The organism is Streptomyces glomeratus (assembly GCF_021462825.1).
Lineage (GTDB): Bacteria > Actinomycetota > Actinomycetes > Streptomycetales > Streptomycetaceae > Streptomyces > Streptomyces glomeratus.
On the sequence record NZ_JAKEEB010000004.1, the window covers coordinates 329,055 to 355,689 of the forward strand.

The 26,635-nt window shown below is 71.1% G+C and carries 29 protein-coding genes, 4 tRNA genes and 1 pseudogene; 11 read left to right on the plus strand and 23 right to left on the minus strand.

The features are described from left to right. Window positions 1–37 precede the first annotated feature (37 nt). The 6 genes from LZ604_RS07260 to LZ604_RS07285 form a co-directional block, all read right to left on the minus strand. The gene (locus LZ604_RS07260; protein WP_234513462.1) at window positions 38–919 is read right to left on the minus strand and encodes an SCO4651 family lipoprotein; all 882 of its coding nucleotides are present in this window, start codon (window positions 917–919) and stop codon (window positions 38–40) included. A 207-nt stretch (window positions 920–1,126) separates the two neighbouring features. Beyond that, a complete protein-coding gene (gene rplA, locus LZ604_RS07265; RefSeq protein ID WP_234513463.1) occupies window positions 1,127–1,852 on the minus strand; it encodes a 50S ribosomal protein L1 in 726 nt (241 codons plus the stop codon). 97 nt (window positions 1,853–1,949) lie between these two features. Beyond that, window positions 1,950–2,384 carry a 50S ribosomal protein L11 gene (rplK, locus tag LZ604_RS07270; protein WP_023547415.1) on the minus strand — a complete coding sequence of 145 codons (435 nt, stop codon included), beginning with the start codon at window positions 2,382–2,384 and terminating at the stop codon, window positions 1,950–1,952. A 170-nt stretch (window positions 2,385–2,554) separates the two neighbouring features. Next, window positions 2,555–3,382, minus strand: coding sequence for a transcription termination/antitermination protein NusG (gene nusG, locus LZ604_RS07275; protein WP_234513464.1), 828 nt, complete (start codon window positions 3,380–3,382; stop codon window positions 2,555–2,557). Window positions 3,383–3,462: 80 nt separating this feature from the next. Beyond that, window positions 3,463–3,750, minus strand: a complete 288-nt coding sequence (gene secE / locus LZ604_RS07280; RefSeq protein WP_234513465.1) for a preprotein translocase subunit SecE — start codon at window positions 3,748–3,750, stop codon at window positions 3,463–3,465. 109 nt (window positions 3,751–3,859) lie between these two features. Beyond that, window positions 3,860–3,932: transfer RNA gene (locus tag LZ604_RS07285), tRNA-Trp, on the minus strand. 262 nt (window positions 3,933–4,194) lie between these two features. Between LZ604_RS07285 and LZ604_RS07290 the strand changes: the two genes are divergently transcribed. Both LZ604_RS07290 and LZ604_RS07295 read left to right on the plus strand, forming a co-directional pair. Continuing rightward, window positions 4,195–5,421, plus strand: coding sequence for a pyridoxal phosphate-dependent aminotransferase (locus tag LZ604_RS07290; RefSeq protein WP_234513466.1), 1,227 nt, complete (start codon window positions 4,195–4,197; stop codon window positions 5,419–5,421). A gap of 155 nt (window positions 5,422–5,576) precedes the next feature. Continuing rightward, a complete protein-coding gene (locus tag LZ604_RS07295; protein WP_234513467.1) occupies window positions 5,577–6,617 on the plus strand; it encodes an adenosine deaminase in 1,041 nt (346 codons plus the stop codon). A 70-nt stretch (window positions 6,618–6,687) separates the two neighbouring features. On the opposite strand, the gene LZ604_RS07300 is transcribed toward LZ604_RS07295, so the two are convergent. Then, the gene (locus tag LZ604_RS07300) at window positions 6,688–7,305 is read right to left on the minus strand and encodes a TetR/AcrR family transcriptional regulator (protein WP_234513468.1); all 618 of its coding nucleotides are present in this window, start codon (window positions 7,303–7,305) and stop codon (window positions 6,688–6,690) included. A gap of 133 nt (window positions 7,306–7,438) precedes the next feature. On the opposite strand from LZ604_RS07300, the gene LZ604_RS07305 reads away from it, so the two are divergent. After that, window positions 7,439–8,071 (plus strand): NAD(P)-dependent oxidoreductase, encoded by a 633-nt coding sequence (locus LZ604_RS07305; protein WP_234513469.1) that lies wholly within the window; start codon window positions 7,439–7,441, stop codon window positions 8,069–8,071. A 23-nt stretch (window positions 8,072–8,094) separates the two neighbouring features. On the opposite strand, the gene LZ604_RS07310 is transcribed toward LZ604_RS07305, so the two are convergent. The 6 genes from LZ604_RS07310 to LZ604_RS07335 all read right to left on the minus strand — a co-directional run bounded on the left by LZ604_RS07310 (window position 8,095) and on the right by LZ604_RS07335 (window position 10,813). Then, complete coding sequence (locus tag LZ604_RS07310; RefSeq protein WP_234513470.1) at window positions 8,095–9,150, minus strand: UDP-N-acetylmuramate dehydrogenase; 1,056 nt, start codon at window positions 9,148–9,150, stop codon at window positions 8,095–8,097. Between the two features lie 129 nt (window positions 9,151–9,279). Further along, complete coding sequence (locus LZ604_RS07315) at window positions 9,280–9,708, minus strand: MaoC family dehydratase (protein WP_234513539.1); 429 nt, start codon at window positions 9,706–9,708, stop codon at window positions 9,280–9,282. A 5-nt stretch (window positions 9,709–9,713) separates the two neighbouring features. Next, window positions 9,714–10,169 carry a MaoC family dehydratase N-terminal domain-containing protein gene (locus LZ604_RS07320; RefSeq protein ID WP_234513471.1) on the minus strand — a complete coding sequence of 152 codons (456 nt, stop codon included), beginning with the start codon at window positions 10,167–10,169 and terminating at the stop codon, window positions 9,714–9,716. 195 nt (window positions 10,170–10,364) lie between these two features. Next, entirely contained in the window at window positions 10,365–10,529 is a 165-nt protein-coding gene (gene rpmG, locus LZ604_RS07325) for a 50S ribosomal protein L33 (protein ID WP_003948671.1), read from the minus strand. Between the two features lie 92 nt (window positions 10,530–10,621). Further along, window positions 10,622–10,694 (minus strand) — tRNA-Met (locus LZ604_RS07330). Window positions 10,695–10,740: 46 nt separating this feature from the next. Continuing rightward, window positions 10,741–10,813 (minus strand) — tRNA-Thr (locus LZ604_RS07335). Window positions 10,814–11,037: 224 nt separating this feature from the next. Here LZ604_RS07335 and LZ604_RS07340 point away from each other — a divergent pair. Both LZ604_RS07340 and LZ604_RS07345 read left to right on the plus strand, forming a co-directional pair. Further along, the gene (locus tag LZ604_RS07340; RefSeq protein WP_234513472.1) at window positions 11,038–12,285 is read left to right on the plus strand and encodes an amidohydrolase family protein; all 1,248 of its coding nucleotides are present in this window, start codon (window positions 11,038–11,040) and stop codon (window positions 12,283–12,285) included. A gap of 107 nt (window positions 12,286–12,392) precedes the next feature. Continuing rightward, on the plus strand, window positions 12,393–13,055 hold the full coding sequence (locus LZ604_RS07345) for an SDR family oxidoreductase (RefSeq protein ID WP_234513473.1): 663 nt from the start codon (window positions 12,393–12,395) through the stop codon (window positions 13,053–13,055). Between the two features lie 37 nt (window positions 13,056–13,092). On the opposite strand, the gene LZ604_RS07350 is transcribed toward LZ604_RS07345, so the two are convergent. From LZ604_RS07350 to LZ604_RS07370, 5 genes are all read right to left on the minus strand, one after another. Beyond that, window positions 13,093–13,305: a hypothetical protein gene (locus tag LZ604_RS07350; protein WP_234513474.1), complete on the minus strand. Its 213-nt coding sequence runs from the start codon at window positions 13,303–13,305 to the stop codon at window positions 13,093–13,095. 64 nt (window positions 13,306–13,369) lie between these two features. After that, complete coding sequence (locus LZ604_RS07355) at window positions 13,370–13,843, minus strand: NUDIX domain-containing protein (protein ID WP_234513475.1); 474 nt, start codon at window positions 13,841–13,843, stop codon at window positions 13,370–13,372. A 165-nt stretch (window positions 13,844–14,008) separates the two neighbouring features. Further along, entirely contained in the window at window positions 14,009–14,929 is a 921-nt protein-coding gene (locus LZ604_RS07360; protein ID WP_234513476.1) for an AEC family transporter, read from the minus strand. A 237-nt stretch (window positions 14,930–15,166) separates the two neighbouring features. Further along, window positions 15,167–16,108 carry a M56 family metallopeptidase gene (locus LZ604_RS07365; RefSeq protein WP_234513477.1) on the minus strand — a complete coding sequence of 314 codons (942 nt, stop codon included), beginning with the start codon at window positions 16,106–16,108 and terminating at the stop codon, window positions 15,167–15,169. A 14-nt stretch (window positions 16,109–16,122) separates the two neighbouring features. Then, window positions 16,123–16,512: a BlaI/MecI/CopY family transcriptional regulator gene (locus tag LZ604_RS07370; RefSeq protein ID WP_234513478.1), complete on the minus strand. Its 390-nt coding sequence runs from the start codon at window positions 16,510–16,512 to the stop codon at window positions 16,123–16,125. Window positions 16,513–16,643: 131 nt separating this feature from the next. Here LZ604_RS07370 and LZ604_RS07375 point away from each other — a divergent pair. From LZ604_RS07375 to LZ604_RS07390, 4 genes and pseudogenes are all read left to right on the plus strand, one after another. After that, window positions 16,644–17,292 (plus strand): annotated as a pseudogene (locus tag LZ604_RS07375) (DedA family protein). Window positions 17,293–17,374: 82 nt separating this feature from the next. Continuing rightward, the gene (locus LZ604_RS07380; RefSeq protein ID WP_234513480.1) at window positions 17,375–18,211 is read left to right on the plus strand and encodes an undecaprenyl-diphosphate phosphatase; all 837 of its coding nucleotides are present in this window, start codon (window positions 17,375–17,377) and stop codon (window positions 18,209–18,211) included. 39 nt (window positions 18,212–18,250) lie between these two features. Next, window positions 18,251–18,835: a Chromate resistance protein ChrB gene (locus tag LZ604_RS07385; RefSeq protein WP_267971035.1), complete on the plus strand. Its 585-nt coding sequence runs from the start codon at window positions 18,251–18,253 to the stop codon at window positions 18,833–18,835. A gap of 26 nt (window positions 18,836–18,861) precedes the next feature. Further along, window positions 18,862–20,022 carry an MFS transporter gene (locus LZ604_RS07390; RefSeq protein ID WP_234513540.1) on the plus strand — a complete coding sequence of 387 codons (1,161 nt, stop codon included), beginning with the start codon at window positions 18,862–18,864 and terminating at the stop codon, window positions 20,020–20,022. A gap of 299 nt (window positions 20,023–20,321) precedes the next feature. Here LZ604_RS07390 and LZ604_RS07395 read toward each other — a convergent pair whose 3' ends face one another. From LZ604_RS07395 to LZ604_RS07410, 4 genes are all read right to left on the minus strand, one after another. Continuing rightward, entirely contained in the window at window positions 20,322–21,524 is a 1,203-nt protein-coding gene (locus LZ604_RS07395; protein WP_234513484.1) for an alpha/beta hydrolase family protein, read from the minus strand. A gap of 230 nt (window positions 21,525–21,754) precedes the next feature. Then, a complete protein-coding gene (locus LZ604_RS07400) occupies window positions 21,755–23,989 on the minus strand; it encodes an FtsX-like permease family protein (RefSeq protein ID WP_234513486.1) in 2,235 nt (744 codons plus the stop codon). Further along, a complete protein-coding gene (locus tag LZ604_RS07405) occupies window positions 23,986–24,672 on the minus strand; it encodes an ABC transporter ATP-binding protein (RefSeq protein ID WP_234513488.1) in 687 nt (228 codons plus the stop codon). The genes LZ604_RS07400 and LZ604_RS07405 overlap by 4 nt, the downstream gene beginning before the upstream one ends. Next, window positions 24,669–25,193, minus strand: a complete 525-nt coding sequence (locus LZ604_RS07410) for a PadR family transcriptional regulator (protein WP_234513490.1) — start codon at window positions 25,191–25,193, stop codon at window positions 24,669–24,671. Before LZ604_RS07410 ends, LZ604_RS07405 begins: the two co-directional genes overlap by 4 nt. A gap of 48 nt (window positions 25,194–25,241) precedes the next feature. Between LZ604_RS07410 and LZ604_RS07415 the strand changes: the two genes are divergently transcribed. Continuing rightward, window positions 25,242–25,658 carry a hypothetical protein gene (locus LZ604_RS07415; protein ID WP_234513493.1) on the plus strand — a complete coding sequence of 139 codons (417 nt, stop codon included), beginning with the start codon at window positions 25,242–25,244 and terminating at the stop codon, window positions 25,656–25,658. 159 nt (window positions 25,659–25,817) lie between these two features. Here LZ604_RS07415 and LZ604_RS07420 read toward each other — a convergent pair. Beyond that, window positions 25,818–25,899, minus strand: a tRNA-Tyr gene (locus tag LZ604_RS07420). Window positions 25,900–26,124: 225 nt separating this feature from the next. Between LZ604_RS07420 and LZ604_RS07425 the strand changes: the two genes are divergently transcribed. Further along, a complete protein-coding gene (locus LZ604_RS07425) occupies window positions 26,125–26,613 on the plus strand; it encodes a YajQ family cyclic di-GMP-binding protein (protein WP_234513495.1) in 489 nt (162 codons plus the stop codon). Window positions 26,614–26,635: the final 22 nt, after the last annotated feature.

Sequence of the window (26,635 nt, forward strand, 5' to 3'; positions counted from 1 at the left end):
CGTCAATTCCCGGCTGCGGGCGGCGAACGGGAGTGTGCTATGGGCCCCGGGTGCCCATCAGTTCCTTGAAGTCGGCGGTGTCCGTCGCCGCGGGCCGGACGGCCGAGACCTTCACGCCGTAGTCGCGGTAGTAGGCCGTGGCCGACATCCGCCCGCCGGCCAGCTCGCCCCTCTCCACCTTCTTGACCAGCAGGCCGCGATCGTCGACCCAGATGTCGACGGTCTCCTCGGTGACCCCGGCCTGCTCCAGCCGCTCCTTCAGAGCGGCGGCGTCCTCTCCGGTGAGGGCCGCCGCGTCCACCGTGCCCGAGTAGTGCGTGGTGCGCCGGCCGCGCACCGTCTCCTCGCCCACCCTGCGCACGCCCCCGGAAGCGCGCAGCAGCCGGACCGGCTGGAGTGGCGCGGTGTTGCGCAGCTGGTCCGTGAGAGAGGCGCCCGAGCCGCCGGGGAGGGCGGCCAGGTCTCCGTAGCCGTAGCGAATCCAGTGCCGGCCCTGAAGGCGGCGGGCGAACGTCTCGCCGACCCTGGCGTAGTAGGCGTCGGGCAGCAGCCGCGCCTCCATGGAGGTGCTGCTCAGCTCGCGCATGGTGGTGGCGAGCTGTCCGCCGGTGTAGGTGATGCGGAGCGTGCCGACCGGGTCGCCGGACCAGCCGAGCGCGCCGTCCGTCTTCAGCGAGAGCATCCCGCCCATCGCGGTGGAGGACTCGATCCGGGCGGAACCGGCCCTGACGGTGGCCTGTTCGACGGCTCGCAGGGCGGCGGCCGACCGAGGGTCGACACGGCCGGCGCGGCCGCCCGAGGGCGCCGCGGAGCCCTTGGAGGAGCCGCTGTCGTCGGAGAAGCTGCACCCCGCCAGGGCGGACAGCGCGGCGACCGCTGCGACCTGGAGGACCCCGCGCCTGACGATGCCGTCCCTCATCCGTTCCCCCTCGAGCGCTCAGTGATCTTCACGCTAACTCCGACGCGGGGTGAACGGCACGCACCTGACGGGAAACGGCATGTGCCCCTTGCCGGACCCGCCGGGCTCCCGGGGCGAGGACGACGGGCACACGAAAACGCCGGGCCCCGCACCTGCGAAGGTGCGGGGCCCGGCGTCGGCTGCGCGTGCCCGCGGCTTCCGTCGGGATCAGACGGCGGCCGGGTCCTCCTCGACGAGGAGGTTGCGGGTGCGGTTCGGGTCGACCGGGATACCGGGGCCCATCGTGGTGCTGACCGCGGCCTTCTTGATGTAGCGACCCTTGGCGGCGGACGGCTTCAGACGGAGGATCTCCTCCAGCGCGGCGCCGTAGTTCTCCACCAGCTTGGTGTCGTCGAAGGACGTCTTGCCGATGATGAAGTGCAGGTTCGAGTGCTTGTCGACGCGGAACTCGATCTTGCCACCCTTGATGTCGTTGACAGCCTTGGTGACGTCCGGCGTCACGGTGCCGGTCTTCGGGTTCGGCATCAGACCACGCGGGCCGAGGACACGGCCGAGGCGGCCGACCTTGCCCATGAGGTCCGGGGTGGCGACGACGGCGTCGAAGTCCAGACGGCCCTTCGACACCTCGTCGATCAGCTCGTCGGCGCCGACGATGTCGGCGCCCGCGGCACGAGCGGCCTCGGCACGGTCACCGGTCGCGAAGACCAGGACCCGGGCGGTCTTACCGGTGCCGTGCGGGAGGTTCACGGTGCCACGGACCATCTGGTCGGCCTTGCGCGGGTCGACACCCAGACGGAAGGCGACCTCGACGGTGCCGTCGAACTTGGTCGTGGAGGTCTCCTTGGCGAGACGGACGGCCTCGAGCGGGGCGTAGAGCTTCTCCCGGTCGACCTTGGCGTCCGCAGCGCGGAGAGCCTTGCTGCGCTTGCTCACAACTGCTCCTGTGTGTTCTGAAAGGAGTCGTGGTACGGGCCGAGCAGGCCCTGCCACGTGCGGCTTTCTACGGCCGCATGATCTACGAAGGTGGGGGTCAGCCCTCGACCGTGACGCCCATGGAACGCGCGGTACCGGCGATGATCTTCGCGGCGGCGTCCAGGTCGTTCGCGTTCAGGTCGGGCATCTTGGTCTGGGCGATCTCGCGGACCTGCGCCTCGGTGATCTTGGCGACCTTGGTCTTGTGCGGCTCGCCGGAGCCCTTCTCGATGCCCGCGGCCTTGAGGATCATCTTGGCGGCCGGCGGCGTCTTGGTGACGAAGGTGAAGGAACGGTCCTCGTAGACCGTGATCTCCACCGGGATGACCCAACCGCGCTGCGACTCGGTCGCGGCGTTGTAGGCCTTGCAGAACTCCATGATGTTGACGCCGTGCTGACCCAGCGCCGGACCGACCGGCGGAGCCGGGTTGGCCGCACCGGCCTGGATCTGGAGCTTGATAAGCCCCGTGACCTTCTTCTTCTTGGGAGGCATTGCTCTCTCCGGGTCCTTAGTGAGAGTTTTTCGCCATCCGATCCGGATCATCCGGATGGAGGCATACCGCACAACGATAACGGGTACCGCTGCGGGGCCAAAAACCGAGCAGGTCAGACCGGCTTTCGCAGCCTGTCTGACCTGGTCGGAAGTGCTCGTACCAGAAGGGGTTAGTTCTTCTGGATCTGGTCGAAGCTCAGCTCGACCGGCGTCTCGCGGCCGAAGATCTCCACGAGGCCCTTGACCTTCTTGGAGTCGGCGTTGATCTCGTTGATGGTCGCCTGGAGCGTGGCGAACGGACCGTCGGTGACGGTGACCGAGTCGCCGACCTCGAAGTCCAGCACCTGGACCTCGACCTTGCGCTGCGGAGCCGGCTTGCCCTCGGCCTCGGCGGCCTCGCGCGCGGCCTTCTCCTCTGCCTCCGGGGCGAGCATCTTGACGATCTCGTCCAGGGTCAGCGGATACGGGTCGTAGGCGTTGCCCACGAAGCCGGTGACGCCGGGCGTGTTGCGGACGACGCCCCAGGACTCGTTCGTCAGGTCCATGCGCACCAGGACATAGCCCGGGAGCTTGTTCTGGCGGATGGTCTTGCGGTCGCCGTTCTTGATCTGGACGACCTCTTCCTGGGGCACCTCGGCCTGGAAGATGTAGTCCTCGACGTTCAGCGAGACGGCACGCTGCTCGAGGTTGGTCTTCACGCGGTTCTCGTAGCCGGCGTACGTGTGGATCACGTACCACTCGCCGGGCAGCGAGCGCAGCTCCTCGCGGAGGGCCTGGACGGGGTCGACCGGCGCGGCCTCCTCCTCGTCGGCGGCCTCGTCCTGCTCGGCGACCTCGTCCTCGTCCACGACGCTCACGGCGGCCTCCTCGGCCGGCTCACCCGCCTCGGCTTCGGCAGCCTCGAACTCGTCCTGCTCGTCCGCGCCCTCGACGATGTCGAGCTCGTCATCCACGGACTCGTCCGGCTCGATGGCGTCGTTCAGGTTCGGGTCAGACACGGTGGCTGCTTCTTCCTGGATACATAGGGGTGGAACACGCGAAAGGGACGCCGGGTACCTCGGCGTCCTTCGCTCTCGGCTCAGCCGAAGACGTACTTGGCGGCGTGGCTGAGTCCATAGTCAATCAGAGTCACCAGGGCGATCATGATCGCGACGAAGAAGATCACCACGGTGGTGTACGACGTCAGCTGGTTTCTGCTCGGCCAGACGACCTTGCGGAGCTCCGCGACGATCTGGCGGTAGAAGAGGGCAAGGCGCTTCAGCGGGCCCTTCTTGGCCCGCTTGCCGCCCTTGCGCGACTTCTTCTTCGACTCCTGCAGCTCATCCTGGGCGTCAGGCATGTCGATGGAGCCCACGGCGTCCGTCACTCGTCCTCACCTGATTCCCGGGTCGTGGCCGTGCCGCGCCCGGTGGAGCCGCACGGCGAGTGCAATACGTATGTACTCTGCGCACACTTCCTGGTCGGGGAGTGTGTAGCAGGGCCGGAGGGACTTGAACCCCCAACCGCTGGTTTTGGAGACCAGTGCTCTACCAATTGAGCTACGACCCTTCGGTTGTACCCCAACGTACCGCATCCGACCGGGTGCTCGGTGTGCACCCGCACGATCGCCGCCGCTGGAGGCCAACGAGGTGAGAGTGTACGTGGTCCGCGGCCGGGCGTCGAACAGAAAGTGCCCGTACGGGCTTTGCCCGCCGAAGATCGGCCAGGCCACCACGCGGATCCGGACTGGTGTCCAGTCGGCGACCCGGGGGTGGTTCAGTCTGTGAAACCCGCGTGCCGCCGTCGTTTCCGGTCTGAAACGATGGGGTCCATGAGCGCTGCAACCCCTCCCACCGAGCGTCGGGTCTCCGCCCGGATCGGCGCGATCTCCGAGTCCGCCACCCTCGCCGTGGACGCCAAGGCCAAGGCCCTCAAGGCCGCCGGGCGCCCCGTGATCGGCTTCGGCGCGGGTGAGCCCGACTTCCCGACGCCGGACTACATCGTCGAGGCGGCCGTCGAGGCCTGCAAGAACCCGAAGTACCACCGCTACACGCCGGCCGGCGGCCTGCCCGAGCTGAAGAACGCGATCGCCGCGAAGACCCTGCGCGACTCCGGTTACGAGGTGGACGCCTCGCAGGTGCTGGTCACCAACGGCGGCAAGCAGGCCATCTACGAGGCCTTCGCGGCGATCCTGGACCCGGGCGACGAGGTGATCGTCCCGGCGCCGTACTGGACGACGTACCCGGAGTCGATCCGGCTGGCCGGCGGTGTCCCGGTGGAGGTCGTCGCCGACGAGACGACCGGCTACCGCGTCTCCGTCGAGCAGCTGGAGGCGGCCCGCACGGAGAAGACGAAGGTCGTTCTCTTCGTCTCCCCCTCCAACCCGACCGGCGCGGTGTACTCGGAGGCCGAGACCGAGGCCATCGGCCGCTGGGCCGTGGAGCACGGTCTGTGGGTGCTGACCGACGAGATCTACGAGCACCTCGTCTACGGCGACGCGGTCTCCGTGTCCCTGCCGGCGCTCCTGCCCGAGCTGCGCGACAAGTGCATCGTGGTCAACGGCGTCGCCAAGACGTACGCGATGACGGGCTGGCGTGTGGGCTGGATCATCGGCCCCAAGGACGTGGTGAAGGCGGCGACGAACCTTCAGTCGCACGCGACGTCCAATGTGTCGAACGTCGCACAGGTGGCGGCCCTGGCGGCCGTGTCCGGCGACCTGGAGGCGGTCGCGAAGATGCGCGAGGCCTTCGACCGGCGCCGCAGGACCATCGTGCGGATGCTGAACGAGATCGACGGCGTGGTCTGCCCGGAGCCGGAGGGCGCGTTCTACGCGTACCCGTCGGTGAAGGCGCTGATCGGCAAGGAGATCCGCGGCAAGCGCCCGCAGAACACGGTGGAGCTGGCCGCGCTGATCCTGGAGGAGGTCGAGGTCGCGGTCGTTCCCGGCGAGGCCTTCGGCACCCCCGGCTACCTGCGGCTGTCCTACGCCCTCGGTGACGAGGACCTGGTCGAGGGCGTGAGCCGGATCCAGAAGCTGCTGGCGGAGGCCCGGGACTGACGTCTCCGGGGCCGGGGACCGACGTCTCGGGGGGCTCACGCCTCGAGGGGCGCGGTGGGTGGACGCACCCGCCGCGCCCCCTTCGTTTGTGCGAGCAAGACCACGTCCGGGGAAACCGCTACCGGGACGCCCGGGAGGTGCGGCAGGATCCTGGGATGGAGCACGTACGTGATGTCGCTGAGCTGCCGAAGGCCCATCTCCACCTGCACTTCACCGGGTCGATGCGGCCCGCCACCCTCCTGGAACTGGCCGACAAGTACGGCGTACGGCTGCCCGAGGCCCTGAGCGAGGCGCTGGTCAGCGGGGAGCCGCCCAAGCTGCGGGCGACGGACGAGCGGGGCTGGTTCCGCTTCCAGCGGCTGTACGACGCTGCGCGCTCATGCCTGAGAGAGCCGGAGGACATCCAGCGGCTGGTGCGGGAGGCCGCGGAGGAGGACATCAGGGACGGGTCGGCGTGGCTGGAGATCCAGGTCGACCCGACGTCGTACGCGCCGCGCCTGGGCGGTCTCATCCCGGCGCTGGAGATCATCCTGGACGCGGTGGACACGGCGATGCGGGAGACCGGGCTCGGGATGCGCGTGCTGGTCGCCGCGAACCGGATGAAGCACCCTCTGGACGCCCGCACCCTGGCGCGCCTGGCGGTGCGCTACCGGGACCGCGGCGTCGTGGGCTTCGGCCTGTCGAACGACGAACGCCGGGGCATGGCCCGGGACTTCGACCGCGCCTTCGCCATCGCCCGTGACGGCGGGCTGCTGTCGGCCCCGCACGGCGGCGAGCTGACGGGGCCGTACTCGGTGCGCGACTGCCTGGACGACCTGCACGCCGACCGGGTGGGCCATGGGGTGCGCGCGGCGGAGGACCCGCGGCTGCTGAAGCGCCTGGCGGACCGCGGGGTGACGTGCGAGGTGTGCCCGGCGTCGAACGTCGCGCTGGGCGTCTACGAGAAGCCCGAGGACGTCCCCCTGCGGAAGCTCTTCGAGGCGGGCGTCCCGATGGCGCTGGGCGCCGACGACCCGCTGCTGTTCGGCTCGCGCCTGGCGGCCCAGTACGAGATCGCCCGCCGGGACCACGGCTTCACCGACGCGGAGCTGGCGGAACTGGCCCGGCAGTCGCTCCGCGGATCGGCGGCCCCCGCGGACGTGAAGGCGAAGCTGCTGGCAGGCGTGGACTCCTGGCTCGACGCACCGGCCCCGTGACGGGCGGCGGCTCCCGGCGCGGCCCGCAGAGGGCTCCCCCCGCACCGCCGCCGGGGAAGCCGCACGGCCGTTACGGGCTCCCGGCGACGGAGATCCCGCCCAGCAGCGTCCGCGCGAGGCGGCGCGCGAAGTCGTCCACGGGCGGCCGGGCACCGGTCTCCGTCGCGTCGTAGGCGAACGCGCGCTGTGCGCAGGCGCCGAGGAGGAGTGACGCTGCCGCGAAGGTGTCCGCGCCGGCGCGGACCCGCCCGGCGGTCTGCTCGGCCCGCAGATAGGCGGCGACGCCCTCGATGGGCACGTGCGGCCCCGCTCCCATCTGCCGCATCGTCTCGTCGTGCCGCCGCTTGAGCTGGGTCTCCGCGTACAGCGAGGCCGCGATCGGAAAGCTCTGCTCGTAGAAGAGGGCCGCCCGGCGGGCGATCTCGGTGAGGTTCTCCTCCAGGGTGCGCTGCCCGGGTTCGGCGGCGAGGCTGCGCAGCAGCGGGGCGAGCCGCGGCAGACGCTCGTGCAGGACCTCGATGAACAGCTCTTCCTTGCTCGGGAAGTACTTGTACAGCGCCGCCTCCGAGCAGCCCGCCGCCTTGGCGATCTCCTTGGTGGTGGCCCGCGCGAGCCCGACGGTGCGCATCAGGTCGTGGGCGGCGTCGAGGATACGGACCCGGGCCGGCTTCGGCTGCGTCTGCTGCATGGGCACCAAGGATTCCACGGCCGCCCCCCGGGGCTTGACGGGTGGGTGAGTACTTACCCACCCTAGAGGACGAGATAGGTGAGTAAATACTCACCCACCCACTCACATCGACGTACGGCGTACGGGAGTACCCATGAAGCTCACCGTTTTCGGTGCCACCGGAGGCATAGGCCAGGAGATCGTGCGGCAGGCGCTGGACGCGGGACACGAGGTCACCGCGGTGGTCCGGGATCCGGCGCGGCTCACCGTGACGGGAGCGCACCTGAAGGTGTTCCGCGCCGATCTGTCCGTCCCGCAGGCGGTCCGCCCCGCCGTCGCCGGCCGTGACGCGGTGCTGTCCGGCCTCGGCGCGCGCAGCCGCAAGGATGCCGGGGTCGCCACCCGGCTCACCCGCACGGTGCTGAGCGCCATGGAGGCCGAGGAAGTGCGCCGGCTGCTCGTGGTCAGCGCCGGTCCGGTCGGCCCCGAGCCCGAGGGGGACGGGATGCTGGACCGCACCGTGCGCGGTGTGGTCTCGGCGCTGCTCAAGGACGTCTACGCCGATCTGCGGGAGATGGAGGCCGAGCTGGCCCGCAGCGCCACGGACTGGACGGTCGTCCGTCCGCCCCGTCTGCAGAACAAGCCGCTCACCGGCTCCTACCGCCGGGTCGTCGGAGGCTTCCCGCGCGGTGGCCGCTTCATCGCCCGCGCCGACGTGGCCCACGCGATGCTGGCGATGACCGGCGACCCGGGGACGGTGAAGCAGGGGGTGGGAGTGGCCTACTAGGACCCGGCTGTCACCGGGGCGCGTCAGAGGCTGACGCCCACCGTCACCGGCTCGTTGACCAGCGTGATCCCGAAGGCCTCCCGGACGCCGGTCACGACCTCGCGGGCCAGAGCCAGCAGGTCTTCGGTGGTCGCGTCGCCGCGGTTGGTGAGGGCCAGGGTGTGCTTGGTGGAGATGCGGGCGGGCCCGTTGCCGTACCCCTTGGTGAAGCCCGCCTTGTCGATGAGCCAGGCCGCGGAGGTCTTGGTGTGGCCGTCGCCCGCCGCGTACGCGGGCGGCTCCGCGTCCTCGCCCAGCCGCTCCTTCACACGGGCGTGGAAGGCGGCGAACTCCTCGTTCGTGAGGATCGGGTTGGTGAAGAAGGAGCCCGCCGACCAGGTGTCGTGGTCCTCGGGGTCCAGCACCATGCCTTTCCCCGCACGCAGCTTGAGAACCGTCTCACGGGCGGTGGCCAGCGGCACCCGTTCACCGGGCTGGACACCGAGGGCGCGGGCCGTCTCGGCGTACTTGACCGGTCCCGACAGTCCCTGCGCGTCCTCCAGTGCGAAGCGGACGCGCAGGACGACATAGCGGTCGGGGTCGGCCTTGAAGCGGCTGTGGCGGTACGAGAACGCGCACTCGGCATTCGTCAGCGTGACCGTCTCGCGCGCCGTGCGGTCGTACGCGACCACCTCGGTGATCGTGGAGGAGACCTCCTGGCCGTAGGCCCCTACGTTCTGAATGGGGGTCGCGCCGGCGGAGCCGGGAATTCCGGAGAGGCACTCGACTCCGGCGAGTCCCGCCTCGACGGTACGGGCGACGGCATCGGTCCACATCTCGCCGGCGGCCAGCTCCAGCGCCGTGCCGTCGAGGGAGAAGCCCCTCGTGGCGATGCGCAGAGCGGTGCCGTCGAAGCCCTTGTCGCCGATCACCAGGTTGGATCCGCCGCCGATCAGCAGCAGCGGGGTGCCGGAGTCGTCGGCCTCGCGGACGGCGGCGATCACCTCGGCATCGGTGGTGGCGGTGATCAGGCGGGTCGCGGGGCCGCCCAGCCGGAAGGTGGTCAGCGGGGCGAGCGGGGCGTCGTGGAGTTCCTGCACGCGCCAAGACTACGAGACGCCACCGACAGCCCCGACACACCCGTACGCGGTCCGCGTACGGGTGGGCGAGGCGTCGGAACGCGGCTCAGCCTTCGGCCGTGAGGTGCGGTCGGCCGTTGCCGCGAGCCGTCAGGCCAGTCGTACGACCGCCCGGGACATGCCCAGCACCTTCTGGCCGGCGCTCGTCGCCGTGAGGTCGACGCGGACGGTCTGGTCGTCGAGCTTGGCCGCGACCTTGCCGCTGACCTCGATGAGAGCACCCTGGTCGTCGTTGGGGACGACGACGGGCCGGGTGAAGCGGACCCCGTACTCGACGACCGCGCCCGGGTCGCCGACCCAGTCGGTCACCACACGGGCGGCCTCGGCCATGGTGAACATGCCGTGCGCGATGACGTCCGGCAGACCCACCTCCCTGGCGAACTTCTCGTTCCAGTGGATCGGGTTGAAGTCCCCGGAGGCTCCCGCGTACTGCACGAGCGTGGCGCGGGTGACGGGGAAGGTCTGCGTCGGCAGCTCCGTGCCGACCTCGACGGTGTCGTACGCGATCTTCGCGGTCATACGCGTCATGCCTCCACTTCCGACGCCCGGGCCACGAGCTTGGTCCAGGCGGTCACCACGTGCTCGCCCGCCTCGTCGTGCACCTCGCCGCGGATGTCCAGCACGTCGTTGCCGGCCAGCGACTTGATCGACTCGATGGTCGAGGTCACGCTCAGCCGGTCACCGGCCCGCACCGGGCGGGTGTACGTGAACTTCTGGTCACCGTGCACGACCCGGCTGTAGTCGAGGCCGAGCTGAGGGTCCTGGACGACCTGGCCCGCGGCCTTGTACGTGATCGCGAAGACGAAGGTCGGCGGGGCGATCACATCGGAGTGGCCGAGTTCCTTGGCCGCCTCCGGATCGGTGTAGGCCGGGTTGGCGTCCCCGATCGCCTCCGCGAACTCGCGGATCTTCTCCCGGCCCACCTCGTAGGGCTCGGTGGGCGGGTAGGACCGCCCCACGAAGGACTGGTCGAGCGCCATGGGCTCGGCACCTCCTGGTTACTCTGCGGATCCGGCCTCACCGAGGCCGCCGGCGCCGTCACGGTGGGCTCTTCGCCCGGCCGGTGCGGCGCGGACCATTCTCTCGTCCGGCCGGCGGAAGGCGTGGCACCGGCTGCCGTAACGCCGCGAGGCCGTCCCCTCAAGTGAAGGAACGGCCTCGCGTACGAGCCTGATTTATCGCGTCTCGCGGTGCGCGGTGTGCGCATTGCAACGCGGGCAGTGCTTCTTCATCTCAAGACGATCCGGGTTGTTACGCCGGTTCTTCTTGGTGATGTAGTTCCGCTCCTTGCACTCCACGCAGGCAAGCGTGATCTTCGGGCGGACGTCGGTGGCAGCCACGTGAGTGCTCCTTGACGAACGGATGGACGAACATTTAAACGCAAGAAAGAGTAGCCGATCGAAGGACCGACCCCACAATCGGCTACTGTGAGTAGCGGTGACCGGACTTGAACCGGTGACACAGCGATTATGAGCCGCTTGCTCTACCGACTGAGCTACACCGCTGTGATGCGATCGGACCCCGCCTGACGGCGGGAACCTCTCACACCAGAGCCCCAATACGGAATCGAACCGTAGACCTTCTCCTTACCATGGAGACGCTCTGCCGACTGAGCTATTGGGGCGAGCGATGAAGACATTACACGGTTGCCCGCCGTTCGCCCAAATCCATTGCACGGCACCCGTCCGCGGCCCTGCGGGGCCCCGCACAGGCAAGCACCACACCGATACGACTATTGCGCTCCTCCCCGTCCCGGCCCGGTCGTCACCCTAGGCTCGACTCACTCTCCGTGATCTTGCCCGTGCCATTGCCCCTTGGCGCGCAGCCGCCCCGAGCGACAGGAGCGCGATGCCCGACAGCCGACCGCAGCCGCCCCACTCCTCGCCCTCGCCGCCGGGACCGGCCGAGCCGAACCCCCTTCTGCTCTGCGGAGCACGGCTCACGGACGGGCGGACGGTGGACGTACGGCTGGGCGGCGGGCGCATCGAGGCCGTCGGCACCGCGGGCAGCCTGGCGGTGGGGGCGTCCGGAACCCGCGTCGACCTGCGCGGCTATCTGCTCCTGCCGGCCCCCGCGGAGCCCCACGCGCACGGGGACACGGCCCTGTCCGCGGACGACGACGGGCCGGTCTCGCACCACCCCGACGAGGTCCAGCGCCGTGCCACCGAGGCCGCGCTGCTGCAGCTCGGACACGGGGCCACGGCCCTTCGCTCACACGTCCACATCGGTGACGTCCAGGGGCTGGAGGGGCTGGCGGCGGTCCTGCGGGCACGGCGTTCGCTGAGCGGGCTCGCCGAGCTGACCACGGTGGCGATGCCGCGGGTGCTGACCGGGGCCGCCGGGGCGGACGGGCTCGCGATGCTGCGCGACGCGGTCAAGATGGGCGCGGCGGTGGTGGGCGGCTGCCCGGACACGGACCCCGATCCGACGGGGTACGTGGAGGCCGTCCTCGAACTGGCCTCCGAGTACGGCTGCCCGGTCGACCTGCACACGGACGCCGACGACCCGGCACGGCTCGCCCGGATCGCGGCCATGGCGGGCGGATTGCGCCCAGGGGTGACGCTGGGTCCGTGCGGCGGTCTCGGGCGGCTTCCCGCGGGGACGGCCGCCCGCGCCGCGGACCGGCTCGCCGCCGCCGGGGTGACGGTGGTCTGCCTGCCGCAAGGCGGCTGCGGCGGCGTCGAGCGGCGCGACACCGCTCCGGTACGGCTGCTGCGGTCGGCCGGGGTACGGGTGGCAGCGGGCAGCGGAGGGCTCAGGGACGTGGCGAACCCGGTCGGGCGCGGGGACCCGCTGGAGGCGGCGTATCTGCTGGCGTCACGGTACGGACTGCGGCCCGAGGACGCGTACGACACGGTGAGCGCGTCGGCGCGGGCCGCGCTCGGGCTGCCCGAGGTGCGCGTCGAGGCGGGCTTTCCGGCGGAGCTGCTCGCCGTGCGCGGCGAACAGCTGGCGGGGGCGCTCTCGCTCGCGTACAGCCGGATCGTGGTGCACCGGGGGCGCGTGGTGGCCCGTACCAGCGCGGTGCGGGAGTACTGCGGTTCGGCGGCGGTGGCCCTGGACCTGCCGCGCCAGGGACGGGCCCAGCCTTCCTGATCTCCTGCAGGGAAGGAACGCGACGTCGGTGCCGGGCCGAACACCGGTTTCGAGCCGCGCACGGGATCGTGCGGCGAAGGGACCCCCGCGGGCGTACGGTCGGAAACATGCGCATTGTCATCGCTGGAGGTCATGGTCAGATCGCGCTGCGGCTGGAGCGGCTGCTCGCCGCGCGTGGTGACGAGGTAGCGGGAATCATCCGCCGCGCGGAACAAGCCGACGATCTGCGGGCGAGCGGCGCCGAACCGATCGTCTGCGACCTGGAGTCGGATTCGGAGCCGGTCGAGCAGATCGCCGCGCACCTGGAGGGAGCCGACGCGGCCGTCTTCGCGGCGGGTGCGGGGCCGGGCAGTGGCGTGGACCGCAAGTACACGGTGGACCGTGACGCGGCGATCAAGTTCGCGGACGCGGCGGAACGGGCCGGCGTACGCCGGTTCATCGTCGTCTCCTCGATGGGCGCGGACCCGGAGCACCCGGGCGACGAGGTCTTCGACGTGTACCTGCGGGCCAAGGGCGAGGCCGACGCGTACGTACGCGCCCACAAGTCCCTGGACTGGACGGTCCTGCGTCCCGGCGCGCTGACGAACGACGCCGGCAAGGGCCTCGTACGCCTGGAGGCCCACACCGGACGCGGCGCGATCCCGCGCGACGACGTGGCCGCGGTCATCGCGGAACTCGTCGACACGCCCGCGACAGCCGGTCTCACCCTGGAACTCATCGGCGGCTCGACCCCCGTGTCGGTGGCCGTGAAGTCCGTGGCGGGAAACTGACCCGCGCCGGAGTCACCCCTCCCCCGCCGCCGACGCCTCAGAAAAGCGGCAGCTGACCCGGGAACTCCGGTACGACATACCCGTCGAAGGTGGGCTGGGCGGCATCGGGCTGCGCGAGCCGACGGGAACCGGCGCACGAGACGAGCACCCCGTCGGCGCGCGCCCCCGGCGGATCGTGCCGCGCGAACCGCCCCGCCACGACGGCGATTTCCCGACGGCACTCGGGGCACTTCCTGCGCGGCGACGACATGCCGTCAGCGTACGAGAGCCCGCCGGGGCGGGTGCGCAGGTGAGCCGGTGGAAAACCGGACGGTTCAGCCGATGTAGGGGGCGCGCCGGCTCTCGTCCATCGCGTGCTCGATCCGCAGCCGCATGGTGGGGTGCACATCCAGATGCTCGAGGCCACCCGGGTCGACCCAGCGGACCTGCGTCGTCTCGGAGCTGGTCCGCAGCCGCCCGCCGACCGGGCGCGCCCGGAAGCAGAGGCTGAACTCCTGGCGGACCTCCCCGTCGTCGTACCGCATGACATGCCCCGGGTCGGTGTAGATCCCGCTGAGACCGACGACCTCCACCTCGATCCCGGTCTCCTCCCTCACCTCACGGACAACCGTGTCCCCGATGGTCTCCCCGATGTCGTGCCCTCCGCCCGGCAACGCCCAACGGCCGTTGTCGGACCGCTGAATCAGCAACACCCGCCCCGCTCCGTCCCGCACGAAGGCCACGACCGAGGGAACGACGGAGTTGGCGGGTGGAGCGTCCGGATCATGCAGATAGTCGATACGACCCATGGCTCGGGCTCCCCGGGACAGCGGCGACGGACGGACACCTCAATCGCCCCAGGGCCGCGCCGACCACGCGTACGGCACCGCGACCGAAGGACACCTTCCGACGATAACCGCGGTGTCCGGGCCGACGGCCGCCACCTGCCGTGAGCCGAACGTCCGAGGGCCCTGTCAACCCAGCAAAGCAGCGACCACCACCAGCACCGGCACCGAAAGCGCCGTGGACAGCAGAATCGCGTCCCTGGCGAGCACCTCGCCCACCCCGTACGTGCCGGCGTAGGTGTAGAGGTTCTGTGCGGCCGGCAGTGCCGAGGTCACCGTCACATCGAGCAGCGGCGCTCCGTGCAACCCGAAGACGTTCGCCGCCAGAGCCCAGGCGACGACCGGCTGGGCCGCCGCCTTCAGGGCCACGGCGAGGAACACGGGGTGGCGGTCCCGGCCGCGGCCGGGCAGGGCGCTGCCGCGCAGGGAGATGCCGAAGGCGAGCAGGACCGCCGGGACGGACATGTTGCCGATGAGGGTGATGGGGTCCATGACCGGGCCGGGGACGTGGATGCCGGTCGCCGAGACCAGGACGCCGCTCAGCGAGCCCAGCGCGATCGGATTGCGCAACGGCGTCAGCAGGCGCCGCCACCACGGCCCCTTCTCGCCCATGCCGGCGAGATCGAGGATCGTCAGGGCGATGGGGGTCACCATGACGACCTGGAAGAGCAGCACCGGGGCCACCAGGGAGGCATCGCCCAGGACGTACACGGCGATGGGGATGCCGAGGTTGCCGGAGTTGACGTAACTGGAGCACAGGGCGCCGATGGTGGTGCGGCCCACGCCCCAGTGGCGTACGACGCCGACCGCGACGAAGGCGCCCGCCGCCGCGGCCGTGCTCATCGCCGTCACCAGCAGCCGGCTGGAGAAGATCACGGACAGGTCGGCCTGGGCGAGCGTGGTGAACAGCAGGGCCGGGGACGCCACATGGAAGGCCAGCCTGGTCAGCACCTCCCGGCCGCGCTCGCCGAGATGGCCGCCGCGGCCGAGAAGGTAACCGACGGCGATGACGACCGTGATGACCGCGAACCCGCTCAACACCCCCCGCACGGCACCTCCTTGGCTGAGCGGAGGCCGCCGGGTATCCAGGGCGGTGCTGATCCCGGGGATCTATGGTGCATGCAGCCAACCCTCCGGGGAGGGCCGGACCGGGTCAATGTGATGTTCGCTGCTCGGGCCGGCAGGCTCCGCTCACCCCACCGATGAGTCGTGTCCGCCCCGCGGTCCACAGGGCGCGCATGCCGCGACACCGCGCGTACTCGTTCCGCGGAGCATCGCCCCGGGCCGCTACCAGGCGCCGATCGTCCGCAGCAGGAGGTGGAGGTCGTGGGCGGCCTCGGCGGTGGCGAGCGTGGCGGCGGTCAGAACGGCTGCGGTCGCCGCGGCGAGGGTCGGATGGCGCCCCGGCGGCGGGGCGAGAAGCGCGGCGACACGGCGGGGGACCGGGCCGGCGGAGGCGAGCGGGCCGCGGCGGCCGAGAATCCCCAGGGCCGCACCGGCTGCGCGGGCGAGAGCGGGCGTGCGGTGGGCGGCGAGGGCGGCCTTACCGACCGTGCGGGCGACCCGTTTGCGGTCACCGGTGGAGGTGGCCGCGTTTTCGTCGGCCCAGCGTTCGATGGTGTAGGTGACGGCCGTCGCCAGGGGGCGCAGCAGCGGGTTGGCGGCGGCGCCGAGCTGGGCGAGGGCGACGAAGGCGTAGTGGTGGGCGGTCAGGTGGGCGCGTTCGTGGGCGAGCAGGATGTTGTGCTCGGTCTCGTCCAGGGTGTGCAGCATGCCCGTGGAGACCACGATGCGGCCAGGCAGGCCGGGTAGCGCGTAGGCGTCGGCGGAGTCGTCGTCGACGACGACCAGGCCGTCGCGCGCGGGCATGCAGGCCGCGTCCATCGCCGCAGCGGCCAGCGTGCGGACGCGGCGCCAGAGCATCCGGGCGGCGGCGAGCACCGCGCCGCCGAGCAGCAGTCCCGCGATGAGGGCGATGGAGAGCTGGGTCGGGTCGTCGCGCCGGGCGCTGTTGGACGACCAGTCGCCGAGGTCGGCGAGTTGGGGGACGCGGATCAGGCCGGTGGCGGTCAGCAGGCCCAGGGAGATCGTGCTCGCCGCGCCCAGGACCAGGGACGAGGTGGTCAGCAGCCAGGTGGCCAGGCGGGGTTCGCAGCGCTCGGACAACGGCCGTGCGCCGAAGGGCGCGAGGAGCGAGAGGAGCAGCGGAACGTACACGGCGATGTGCATCCGGCCGGCCCTTCCTATCGGCCGGTGTCCGGCTCGGCGCCGAGCAACTGGCGCAGCAGGTCGGCGTCCGTGTCGGACAGTTCATCGGCGAAGCGGGCGAGGACGGCCTCACGATCGGGCCGCTCCTCCAGAACGGTGCGCATGCGGCGGGCCGCGAAGCCGGCGTCGTCGGTGACCGGGGCGTAGGCATACGCCCGCCCGCGCGCACTGCGGGTGAGCAGGCCCTTGGTGTGCATGCGGGTGAGGATCGTCACGACGCTGCTGTACGTCAGCTCGTTGCCGAGGCGCTCGGTGACATCGCCCGGCGTCAGGGCACTTCCGGCGTGCTGCAGGAGGTGGAGGATCTCCGCCTCGCGGACGCCGTTGGCCCGCTTCGGGCCGCGCCCGTGCGTGTCCGCTGCCATGGCGTTTGTCGTTCTCCCACTCGTCTTCTACATTCGTGTAGAACTTCTACGGCCGTGTAAAAGCTGCCGTGTCCTGAGTCTGCCATGCGCCCGCGCCCGATGGACAGCGCGGAGCGGGAAAGGACCCCGCGGTGCCCCAGGCCGTCAACCCGCTGGACGCCACGTCCCTGCTGACCACGCTCGGCGCCGCGGGCCTCTTCCTGGTGCTGTTCGCCGAGACCGGGCTGCTGATCGGCTTCCTTCTGCGCGGCGACTCGCTGTTGTTCACCGCCGGTCCGCTGTGCACCGGCACCGGCGGCGTGCACCCGGCTCTCCCCCGGGGTGCCGGCCTCCGCCGTGGCCGGGGCGCTGCTCGGCGCGCAGACCGGCTACCTGATCGGCCGCCGCGCGGGTCGCGCTCTGCCGGCCCGCACCCGCAACCGGTACCTGGCCGAGGGCATGGCCCGGGCCGAGGACCTGCTCGCCCGCTACGGCCATGGCAAAGCCGTCGCCCTCGCCCGCTTGATCCCGGTCGTGCGCACCGTGCTCAACCCGCTCGCCGGGATCGCGCAGACGCCACCCGGCACTTTCACGCTCCGGCAGGTCACGGGCGGGCCGCTGTGGAGGGTCGGCCCGGTGCTCGGTGGCTACGCGCTGGGCGCGAGCATCCCGAACGTCGATCAGTACCTGCTGCCCCTGGTCGGTGTGATCGTCGCCGTCTCCCCGCTGCCGCCGGCTCTGGAGCTCGTCCGGCCACGCCGCCGCGCCCGGACGGTGGCCGCCCCATCACCCCGGAACTGATGACCGGACCCGACCGGGCGTCCTCCTCCACCGCTTCGCCATCCACGCCTCACCCGCTCCCCCTACCGCGGAGATGGATCTCATGAGCGCTGTCAGCATCGGCCAGGCCGCCGTCCTCGGAGTCGTCGAGGGGGTGACCGAGTTCCTGCCCGTCTCCTCCACCGGCCACCTGAAGATCACCGAGGGGCTCATGGGCATCCCGGTCGACGACACCTCCGTAGTCGGCTTCACCGCCGTCATCCAGGTCGGCGCCATCGCAGCCGTACTCCTGTACTTCTTCAAGGACATCGTGCGCATCGTCTCCGCCTGGGGGCGCGGACTGGCCGACAAGAACGAGCGGTACCACCACGACTACAAGTTCGCCTGGTGGGTCGTCTACGCCACCATCCCGATCGTTGCCGTCGGCCTGGCGGCCAAGCCGCTCATCGAGGGCCCGCTGGCCTCGTTGTGGGTGGTGGCGGGGTCGCTGATAGCCGGATCGGGTGTGATGTGGGCTGCGGACCAGATGGGCCGCCACAAGCGAGGTGAGGACGACACCACGTTCAAGGACGCCATGCTGGTGGGCAGTTCGCAGATCCTCGCCCTGCTCTTCCCGGGCTTCTCCCGCTCGGGCGCCACCATGTCCACCGCGCTCGTCCTCGACCTGGATCGCGTGGCCGCCACCCGGCTTTCCTTCTTCCTCGGAATCCCCGCGCTGACCGGTGCCGGACTGTACGAACTGAAGGACGCCGTAGGAGCCGGCGTCGGCGCCGCGCCGCTCGCCGTGGGCACCGCCGTCTCCTTCGTGGTCGCCTACGCCTCCATCGCCTGGCTGCTGAAGTTCGTGGCCCGCCACTCCTTCAACGCGTTCGTCCTCTACCGGATCGTCGTCGGAGTGGCGCTGCTGGGACTTCTGACCACCGGCGTACTCACCGCCTGACGCCCCACTGAGCACAGTGATGTAACACTCGCTACATTTATGGCTGTGGCGAACGCTGCGGCGAACAGAGAACCTGCGAGCCGCTGGCTCGTTCTTGTGATCAAGCTGCCCGCGGAGCCGTCGCGGCACCGTGTCGCGGTCTGGCGCGAACTGCGCAAGGCCGGTGCGCTCTCCCTGGGCCAGGGGATCTGGGCCGTTCCGGACGTGCCCGTCTTCGCCGACGGCATCTCCCGGGCGATCACGCTGACCGAGCAGGCCGGCGGGCAGGCCGTGACCCTGAACGCCTCCGGGCGCAGCGAGGCGGACGCGTCCCGCTTCCAGGCGCTGTTCACGGCCGCCCGGTCCGAGGACTGGGCGGAGTTCCTGGCCGACTGCGGCAAGTTCGACCGGGAGCTGGCCAAGGAGATCCACATCGGCAAGTTCACCCTGGCCGAGCTGGAGGAAGAGGAGCAGTCGCTGGAGCGGCTGCGGCGCTGGTACCGCGATCTCACCGCGCGGGACGTGTTCGGTGCTCCGGAGGCGGCCGAGGCCGGCCGGCGGCTCAAGCGGTGCGCCGCGGCCTGCGAGGACTACGCCGAGCGGGTCTTCGCCGCGCTGCACCAGACCCCGCAGGGGGAGCAGTGACCGCGCAGGCGGCCCCGGCCCGGCAGATGTGGCCGCTGTACGCGGCCGGGTTCACCACCGCCTTCGGCGCGCACGGCATCGCCGCCAGCCTCGGCGGCGACGCCGAGGACGCGGTCACCTCCCTGCTCGTCCTCGGCGGACTGCTCGCCCTGTACGACGGTGCAGAGGTCGTCCTCAAGCCGCTCTTCGGCACCCTCGCCGACAAGATCGGCGCCCGCCCCGTACTGCTCGGCGGGCTCGCCGCCTTCGCCGGCGCGTCCGCGCTGTACGTCGTCGCGGACAGCCCGGGCTGGCTGTGGGCCGCCCGTCTCGGCCAGGGCGCCGCGGCCTCCGCGTTCTCCCCCTCGGCCTCCGCGCTGGTCGCCCGGCTCAACCCGGCCGCCAAGCACGGCCGCGCGTTCGGCGGTTACGGCTTCTACAAGTCCATCGGCTACACCCTCGGTCCCCTGCTCGGTGGCGTCCTGGTGTGGACCGGAGGGCTGCGGCTGCTGTTCGTCGTCCTCGCGGTGCTCGGTGCGGCGGTCGCCGTCTGGGGCGCGCTCACCGTGCCCGTCGCGGCTCCGTTGCCCAAGGCCCGGCAGACCGTGCTGGACCTGGCCCGGCGGCTGGCCGACCCGGACTTCCTCGCCCCGACCGCCGCGCTCGCGGCGGCGACCGGGGCCCTGTCGGTCGGAGTCGGTTTCCTGCCGGTCTCCGGCCGCGCTGCCGGGCTGGGACCGGTCGCCACCGGCGCAGCGGTGTCGCTGCTCGCCGCCTGTGCCGCGGTCGTCCAGCCGCGCGCCGGGCATGCGCTGGACGACGGGCGCCTCACCACTCGTTCCGGCCTGGCAGCGGGTCTGCTGGTCACCGCCGCGGGGTTGGCCTGCGCGATGCTGCCAGGCCTGACCGGCGTCCTTCTCGGTGCAGCCCTCACCGGCATCGGCACCGGACTGATCACCCCGCTCGGCTTCGCCGCCCTCGCCTCCTCAACCCCGCCGGAACGCCTGGGCCAGACCATGGGCGCCGCCGAACTCGGCCGCGAACTCGGCGACGCCGGCGGGCCCCTCCTGGTCGCCGCCGTCGCCTCGCTCACCACGCTCACCTCCGGCTACGGGGCGCTGGCGGCTCTGATCGGAATGGTCCCGGTGATCGCGTTCGCACACCGTCGCGGGCTGTCGGCCACACCCGAGCCCGAAACGGAAGGGTGAAACGGCACCCGCGCCGCACCAGTCGGCACCCCTGGGATCCATCTCCGCCCGGACCCTCAGGATGCGGACGGGTGGCGGAACCGACCCTTGCCGACCGCGACCGCAATGCCGGCCGCCGGGTGAGGTGACCCATGACGGTCAGTCGGCGGCACCGCGTGGGAGCGCGGCCTCGGCCGCCCGACAGGCCGGGCAGAGCGTGGGGCTGCCGGGCGGCCGCCCCTCCGGACGCCGCGGCCGGACGGAGCCGGCAATTCATGGAGGTCTTCGTGACCACCGCGCAACTGCGGGGTGCCCACGCTTCACGGAACGAACTTCACCTCTGGAAAGGCCGGGCTCGGGCCGTCGAGCAGATGGCTCGTGCGGTGGCGCAGGTGAAGGTCGAAGAACGCGAGCGGGTACGCCTGCTGGATCCGCACCGCTCGGGCCGGGTCGAGGGTGCCGATCCAGCCCCGAAGGTCCTCGTCGCTCATCCCGACGGCTTTCGCCAGCTGGGGGATCAGCACCTGGTAGTCGCCGTAGGAAGGGTGGACTGCGCCGTCGGCCTGAATGTTGAGCCGCCATCCCCTCAGGTGCGACCAGAACTCGGCGGCGCTGGGCTGCGCGGCCCGGGTGTTTTCGGCGGTCATCATCATGAACGGCCGGTTCAGGTCGGTGGTGATCGTCGGTTGCATCGGGCCGTCGAGGCTCAGCCCGGCCCTGACGCGCTGATCTTCGATCACGACGAGGGCGGTCGCCGTCCCGCCCTTCGACCAGCCGAACATGCCGATGCGGTGCAGGTCGAGGGCGCCACGCAGGCCGGCCGGCAGCGGCCGGTGTTCCGCGTCGGGGTTGCGCCCTGCGGCGAGGTCCTCGATGCGGTCTAGGACGAACCGGATGTCCGTGGCGAAGTCCGCTGGCCGCATTGCGTGCTTCGGGTCCATGAGGGGGACGATGACCCGGCCGTCGGGGAACTCGCTGAAGGTGTCGTAGGTGTGATCCACCGTGACCACCACGTATCCGTGGCTGGCGAGTTCCTGAACCACGGTGGTGGTGTCCGCACGGTGATCGTGCGCGCCGTGCGAGAACACGACGACGGGCAGTCGTCCGCCGGTTCGCCGGACCGGGGCGCCCTGGTGGCCGGCCGTGAGTGGCGCCACCGCGGCGTCGGCCGGGAACCCCCCGGACGTCAGGAGCGCCCGCAGCACGGCCGGGGGCGTCCAACGCGCCGGCGGATACCGTTCGGCGTCCCGGGCGGGGTACCAGACGCCGGCCATGAGTTCGCGGTGATGTCCGGGGCCGGCCACGGGATCCGGACGCGAACTGTCGACGAGATGCAGCGCCACCGTGCCCGTCGGGTACGGTCCGGTGGGCGCGGGCAGGGTGAGCTGCACCGGGCCCGGGGCGGCGGAGGCCGCCCACGCCCGGGGGGCGACGCCGATCGGTAAGGCGGTTCCGACTGCCAGCGTGGCTTTGAGCATGCGGCGGCGTGTCATTCCTTCTTGGTTCAGCGGTGCGGTTGTCACGGAGTCTCCCTGGGCTTCTTGTGCAGAACCGGGCTGCGGCACCGCGTTCGGGTAGCCGGCCGAGCCCACCGACTTCTTTCGACGTCTGGATGTCGGCGCTTTGTGACGAGGGATCAGAAGGTCCTGACTGGGACCCTCGAATGCAGGTGTCAGGTCCTCGTCGCTCCGCCGAGGCGGCTGGCCCGGACGCCGTTGGAGGGGTGTCCGGGGCGTAGTGAGGAGTTGACGTATCAGCCGTTGCGGGCGGCCCCTGGACCGGTGATGCGTTTGAGGAGGGGGAGAGTCGAGGCGATGATGCCCAGCGAGGCGACGAGGCCGAGGGCGACGAGCGCGTAGTACGCCGCGCCCGGCGACACCAGGTCGTAGTGCATCTGCGATTTCAGGAACAGGGCGGAGGCGGCGAAGGCCGTACCGATCGAGATCGCGGCCACCGCCAGCAGCGGCAGCGTGCTCTCCAGGCCGATCACCCACTGCAGCAACCGCAGCGGCGCGCCGGTGAGTCGCAGCAACGCGAACGGGCGCCGGCGATCCGTCAGGCCCGCGACGACGCTCACCGCCAGGCTGCAGCCTGCGATCGGCAGGGTGGTCAGCAGCACCACGTTGGCCAGTTGCCGCCAACCGGCCAGCTGTTGCTGCAAGTCGGTGCCCCAGTCGCCCACCGTGCGGGCCTGTTGATGCGGGTAGGCGGTGGTGAGCAGGGTCCGTACGCGTTCCACGGCGGCTGTCGACCCGTCGGTGGCCACGTAGACCATCTGCACGGGCAGCCTGGCGAGGGCGGCCGTGCTGATCGCGGCGGCGGGCCACTGATGGCTCGGTCGCGACTGCAGGCTGACGAAGGCGTAGAAGTCGACGGCCGTGGCCCTTGCTCCGGTCGGGCAGCGGCCGACCATCGGGGTCTGCGCCAGGTCGGAGCAGGACACCAGCGCAGGCGCCTCCGGGAGGGGATCGGTTGGGTCCTTGCCGATGCCGTCGGGGTTGGCGTGGACGAGGGCCACGCCCCGCACGCCCGGGATCGCCCGCACCTCGGTGAGCAGCTGTGCCGGAATGGCCCCGGCCAGCGGCGCCCTGCCGTCGCCGCCGTCCTCCACTACCGTCCGGGTCTGCCGGTCGCCGCCCAGCGTGCCGCGGTGGTCGTTGATGGTGCCGATGATGCTGACTGTTGCGGTGGTCACGAACAGGGCCAGGACGAGGCCGCTGACCGCGCGGAAGCCGGCCTTCGGGTCGTCGGCGAGCCGGCGCACCGCGATCAGAGCGGCCGGGCGTCGGGTGCGCCGGGCAACCGCCCGGGCGGCGGTCATGGTCAGCCACGGCCCGGCGATCACCAGGCCCAGCATCACCACCAGGAATCCCGGGAGGTAGGCCGCCGTCTGGCCGTTCCCGGTCGCCGGGCGACGGCCGGCGAAGACGAAGTACGCCAGCTCGGCCAGGCCCGCCAGCAGCGGGATCAGCCGCCAGGCACGCGGCGGGCGCGGGGTCACCCGACGGGTCACGCCGAGCGGGGAGACGGTGACCCGGCGCAGCGCGAGGCGCGCCGCGATCGCCGCCGCCACCGGCACGCCGACGACGACGCCGAGGGCCTGCGGGATGCTGAGCGTCAGATCCGAAAGGAAGAACCGCTGCTGCCCGGTGAGCGGAACGGTGGCGACCAGCGGGCGCAGCGCGGCGTAGAGCCCGAAGCCGATCATCGTCCCGGCGGCCGCCGCCAGCGCGGACTCCACCGCCGAGAGCACCGACACCTGCCGGGGAGTGGCGCCGACCAGCCGCATCGCCGCGTACCGCTGCTCGCGCGTGGCGGCGGACAGGCGGGTCGCGGTGGCGATGAAGATCAGCACCGGGAAGATCAGTGCCCCGGCCACCACGGAGGAGATGAGCGTCATCGCGTCGCCGCGTACGGCGTTGTCCCAGCACTCGTTGTCGCAGATGGGCGGCCGGGTACCGGCGATGCTGGTGACCGCTCTCGCCCCTGGTGCGCCCTTGATCTGGGCGGGGGCACGGCCGATGACGGCGATCAGCGAGTCCGGGGAGGCCAGAGCGGCGTCGCCGATCGTGCCGGTGAGCCGCCCTGGGAAGCGGTCGCCCAGCTGGTCGGCCGGGGTGTCGCGGATCAGCTTGGCCAGCGCGGGGGAGGCGTAGTACTCGCCGGGCGCGGGCAGGTGCGTCAGGCCGGGCGGGACGGGCGAGTTCGGGCCGGTCGCGGCGACGTCGACCTCGGTGAGGGACTTGCCGTCGTAGTAGTCGCCGTGCGCCCACCACCACAGCGGGTCCCCCGACGCCTGCTCGGTACGGCTCGCGGCGCCGGTGTCGAGCCACACCTGCCGCTGGTTCGTCCGCTCGACGGCGTTCATGCTGGCGAAGGTCGACAGCAGCAGCCCGACGCCGATGGCGACCGCGGCGGCGATCATGGCCAGCCGGGCGACCGCCTCCCGGCCGCCGCTGACCGCGAGGCGGAGCGCGAAGGCGATCACGAGGCGATCCGTCCGGTCGTGAGCAGGCTGGCCTTGCCGTCCCGCACGATGGCCTCCCGGTCGGCGTGCGCGGCGACCCGGGGCTCGTGGGTCACCAGGACGACGGTGGTGCCCTCCTCGTGGGCCGCGTCCACCATCAGGTCCATCACCTGCTCGCCGGTCAGCGAGTCCAGCGCCCCGGTCGGCTCGTCGGCGAACAGGACCTTGGGCCGGGCCACCAAACCGCGGGCCAGCGCCACCCGCTGCGCCTGACCACCCGACAACTCCCCGGAACGGCGCCGCTCCAGGCCGTCCAGGCCCAGCCGGGCGAACCAGGGCCGGGCCTCGGCGAGCGCGGCCGTCCGGCGCACGCCGGCAAACAGCAGCGGCAGGGCGACGTTCTCCTCGGCGGTCAACTCGGGGACGAGCTGGCCGAACTGGAAGACGAAGCCGAAGGTGTCGCGGCGAAAGGCGCTGCGCTCGGCCTCGTTCAGGGTGTCGATGCGGCGTCCGTCGAAGTGCACCTCGCCCGAGTCGGGGGTGAGGATGCCGGCCAGGCAGTACAGCAGCGTGGACTTGCCCGAGCCGCTCGGACCCATCACGGCGAACACCTCGCCGGCCTCGATGGCCAGGCTGGCGCCGCGCAGGGCGGGGGTCTCGCCGAAGGAGAGAGTGAGGTCGCGGGCCTCGATCAGGGCGGTCATGTGCGCACCGCCGCGGCGAGCGTATCCATCCGGGCCGCGGTCAGCTCGATCCATCGCAGGTCGGCCTCCAGGTGGAACAGGCCGTGGTCGGCGAGCAGGGCGTCGATGATCGGGCCGGTGCGGCGCAGCCGGGTCAGCTCGTGCATCCGCTGCAGGTGGGCGGCCCGCTGGGTGTCGAGGTACTGCTGGGCGTCGCGGCCGAGCATCAGGGCCAGCACGACTTTGGTGAACAGCACCGTCTGCAGGTTGGGCTCGGGGGCCACCGGCTCGGTGAGCCAGGCCTCGAACTCCGTCGCCCCCGCCTCGGTGATCACGTAGCGCTTGCGCTCGGGGCCGACTCCGGGCTCCGCCTCGCCGGCGATGACCTTCCCGTCCCGCGCCAACCGGCCAAGGGTCGTATAGACCTGCCCGTACGGCAGCGGTTTGCCACGGTTGAAGAAGGCGTCGTAGTCGCGCTTGAGGTCGTAGCCGTGGCTCGGCTCCCGCTCCAGCAGCCCCAACAGGGTGAGAGGAACACTCATGCGAGGACCATACACCGAGGATATACTCTGAGTGTATATCTGCTGAGAGTGCATTCTGGCCTTGGGTCCTCGCATCCGGCCGCGGGCCGGTCACCCACCGGCGACCAGCCCCTGAGCCGACTGTCAGAGACGCTGGTTCAGAGCTTTGGCCGGCTGCCTGCCGGCGGCTCGCGCGGCGGCGAGTTCGGTATCGCGTTCTTCCAGCCGAGCGGAGAGCTCGACGTTGCGCTGTTCCACTCCGGTGACCGTGCGCTGGAGTTCGTCGATGTCGCCGGAGGCTTCGAGACCCGACTCGCGCCAGACCTGCTCTCCCAGCGCTTCGGACAGCTGCTTCTCCAGTTGCTGGATGCGGGCGGCAAGGCGAGTGTTGCGGGCCGTCCTACTGAAGGTCTACGCGAAGAGTCTGTACGGCGCGACGGCCATGACCAAGCCCGGATCGACGAAGCTCTGAAGCGCTGGACGTGACCCACACCGCCCCACCGATGCCCCGCAAGCACGAGTCGGCACGGCAATCAGAGTGAGACAAGGTGGAGCGAGGCACCTTGAAGTGACCACACAGTCACTCTGAACGCTGAAAGGGTCCGCGACCAGCGTTTTCGCTGGTCGCGGACCCTTTCAGTCCAGTGGCGGCGCCAGGATTCGAACCTGGGTAGGCATAGCCGACAGATTTACAGTCTGCTCCCTTTGGCCGCTCGGGCACACCGCCGGGGATCGCTGCCGTGGATCCGCTTTTCCGCGGTGCTCCCTGGCAACGACGTAAACGATACCCGATGCACAGGGGTGCTTCGCCACCCGATAGATCGGCACCTCGAGCGGGACGGGATGACTAGGCTTAAGCGGATGCGGCCCGGGGTCGGAACCGGGCCAGGCGGCCGCGCTCCCGCACGCCTATACGCACCCCGATCCATCCCGATACAAGGAGCCACAGGACATGGCCGACTCCAGTTTCGACATCGTCTCGAAGGTCGAGCGGCAGGAGGTCGACAACGCCCTCAACCAGGCCGCCAAGGAGATCTCGCAGCGCTACGACTTCAAGAACGTCGGTGCCTCGATCGCCTGGTCCGGCGACAAGATCCTGATGCAGGCCAACTCCGAGGACCGTGTGAAGGCCATCCTCGACGTCTTCGAGTCGAAGCTGGTCAAGCGCGGAGTCTCCCTGAAGTCGCTGGACGCCGGTGAGCCGCAGCTCTCCGGCAAGGAGTACAAGATCTTCGCGTCGATCGAGGAGGGCATCTCCCAGGAGAACGCCAAGAAGGTGGCGAAGATCATCCGCGACGAGGGCCCGAAGGGCGTCAAGGCGCAGGTGCAGGGGGACGAGCTGCGCGTCAGCTCCAAGAGCCGCGACGACCTTCAGGCCGTGATCGCCCTGCTGAAGGGCAAGGACTTCGACTTCGCGCTGCAGTTCGTGAACTACCGGTAGGCCCCTGCGGTCCGTCGTCCGG

Bases quoted from the DNA above. Each gene is read 5' to 3' on its own strand.
- LZ604_RS07295 (WP_234513467.1), top strand. From the start codon at position 5,577: ATGGAGCACGTACGTGATGTCGCTGAGCTGCCGAAGGCCCATCTCCAC.
- LZ604_RS07385 (WP_267971035.1), top strand. From the start codon at position 18,251: ATGGCTGTGGCGAACGCTGCGGCGAACAGAGAACCTGCGAGCCGCTGG.
- LZ604_RS07365 (WP_234513477.1), bottom strand. From the start codon at position 16,108: ATGCACATCGCCGTGTACGTTCCGCTGCTCCTCTCGCTCCTCGCGCCC.
- LZ604_RS07405 (WP_234513488.1), bottom strand. From the start codon at position 24,672: ATGACCGCCCTGATCGAGGCCCGCGACCTCACTCTCTCCTTCGGCGAG.
- LZ604_RS07305 (WP_234513469.1), top strand. From the start codon at position 7,439: ATGAAGCTCACCGTTTTCGGTGCCACCGGAGGCATAGGCCAGGAGATC.
- LZ604_RS07290 (WP_234513466.1), top strand. From the start codon at position 4,195: ATGAGCGCTGCAACCCCTCCCACCGAGCGTCGGGTCTCCGCCCGGATC.
- LZ604_RS07315 (WP_234513539.1), bottom strand. From the start codon at position 9,708: ATGACCGCGAAGATCGCGTACGACACCGTCGAGGTCGGCACGGAGCTG.
- LZ604_RS07300 (WP_234513468.1), bottom strand. From the start codon at position 7,305: ATGCAGCAGACGCAGCCGAAGCCGGCCCGGGTCCGTATCCTCGACGCC.
- LZ604_RS07260 (WP_234513462.1), bottom strand. From the start codon at position 919: ATGAGGGACGGCATCGTCAGGCGCGGGGTCCTCCAGGTCGCAGCGGTC.
- LZ604_RS07340 (WP_234513472.1), top strand. From the start codon at position 11,038: ATGCCCGACAGCCGACCGCAGCCGCCCCACTCCTCGCCCTCGCCGCCG.
- LZ604_RS07355 (WP_234513475.1), bottom strand. From the start codon at position 13,843: ATGGGTCGTATCGACTATCTGCATGATCCGGACGCTCCACCCGCCAAC.
- LZ604_RS07320 (WP_234513471.1), bottom strand. From the start codon at position 10,169: ATGGCGCTCGACCAGTCCTTCGTGGGGCGGTCCTACCCGCCCACCGAG.
- LZ604_RS07345 (WP_234513473.1), top strand. From the start codon at position 12,393: ATGCGCATTGTCATCGCTGGAGGTCATGGTCAGATCGCGCTGCGGCTG.
- LZ604_RS07410 (WP_234513490.1), bottom strand. From the start codon at position 25,193: ATGAGTGTTCCTCTCACCCTGTTGGGGCTGCTGGAGCGGGAGCCGAGC.
- LZ604_RS07350 (WP_234513474.1), bottom strand. From the start codon at position 13,305: ATGTCGTCGCCGCGCAGGAAGTGCCCCGAGTGCCGTCGGGAAATCGCC.
- LZ604_RS07370 (WP_234513478.1), bottom strand. From the start codon at position 16,512: ATGGCAGCGGACACGCACGGGCGCGGCCCGAAGCGGGCCAACGGCGTC.
- LZ604_RS07425 (WP_234513495.1), top strand. From the start codon at position 26,125: ATGGCCGACTCCAGTTTCGACATCGTCTCGAAGGTCGAGCGGCAGGAG.
- rplK (WP_023547415.1), bottom strand. From the start codon at position 2,384: ATGCCTCCCAAGAAGAAGAAGGTCACGGGGCTTATCAAGCTCCAGATC.
- LZ604_RS07380 (WP_234513480.1), top strand. From the start codon at position 17,375: ATGAGCGCTGTCAGCATCGGCCAGGCCGCCGTCCTCGGAGTCGTCGAG.
- LZ604_RS07390 (WP_234513540.1), top strand. From the start codon at position 18,862: ATGTGGCCGCTGTACGCGGCCGGGTTCACCACCGCCTTCGGCGCGCAC.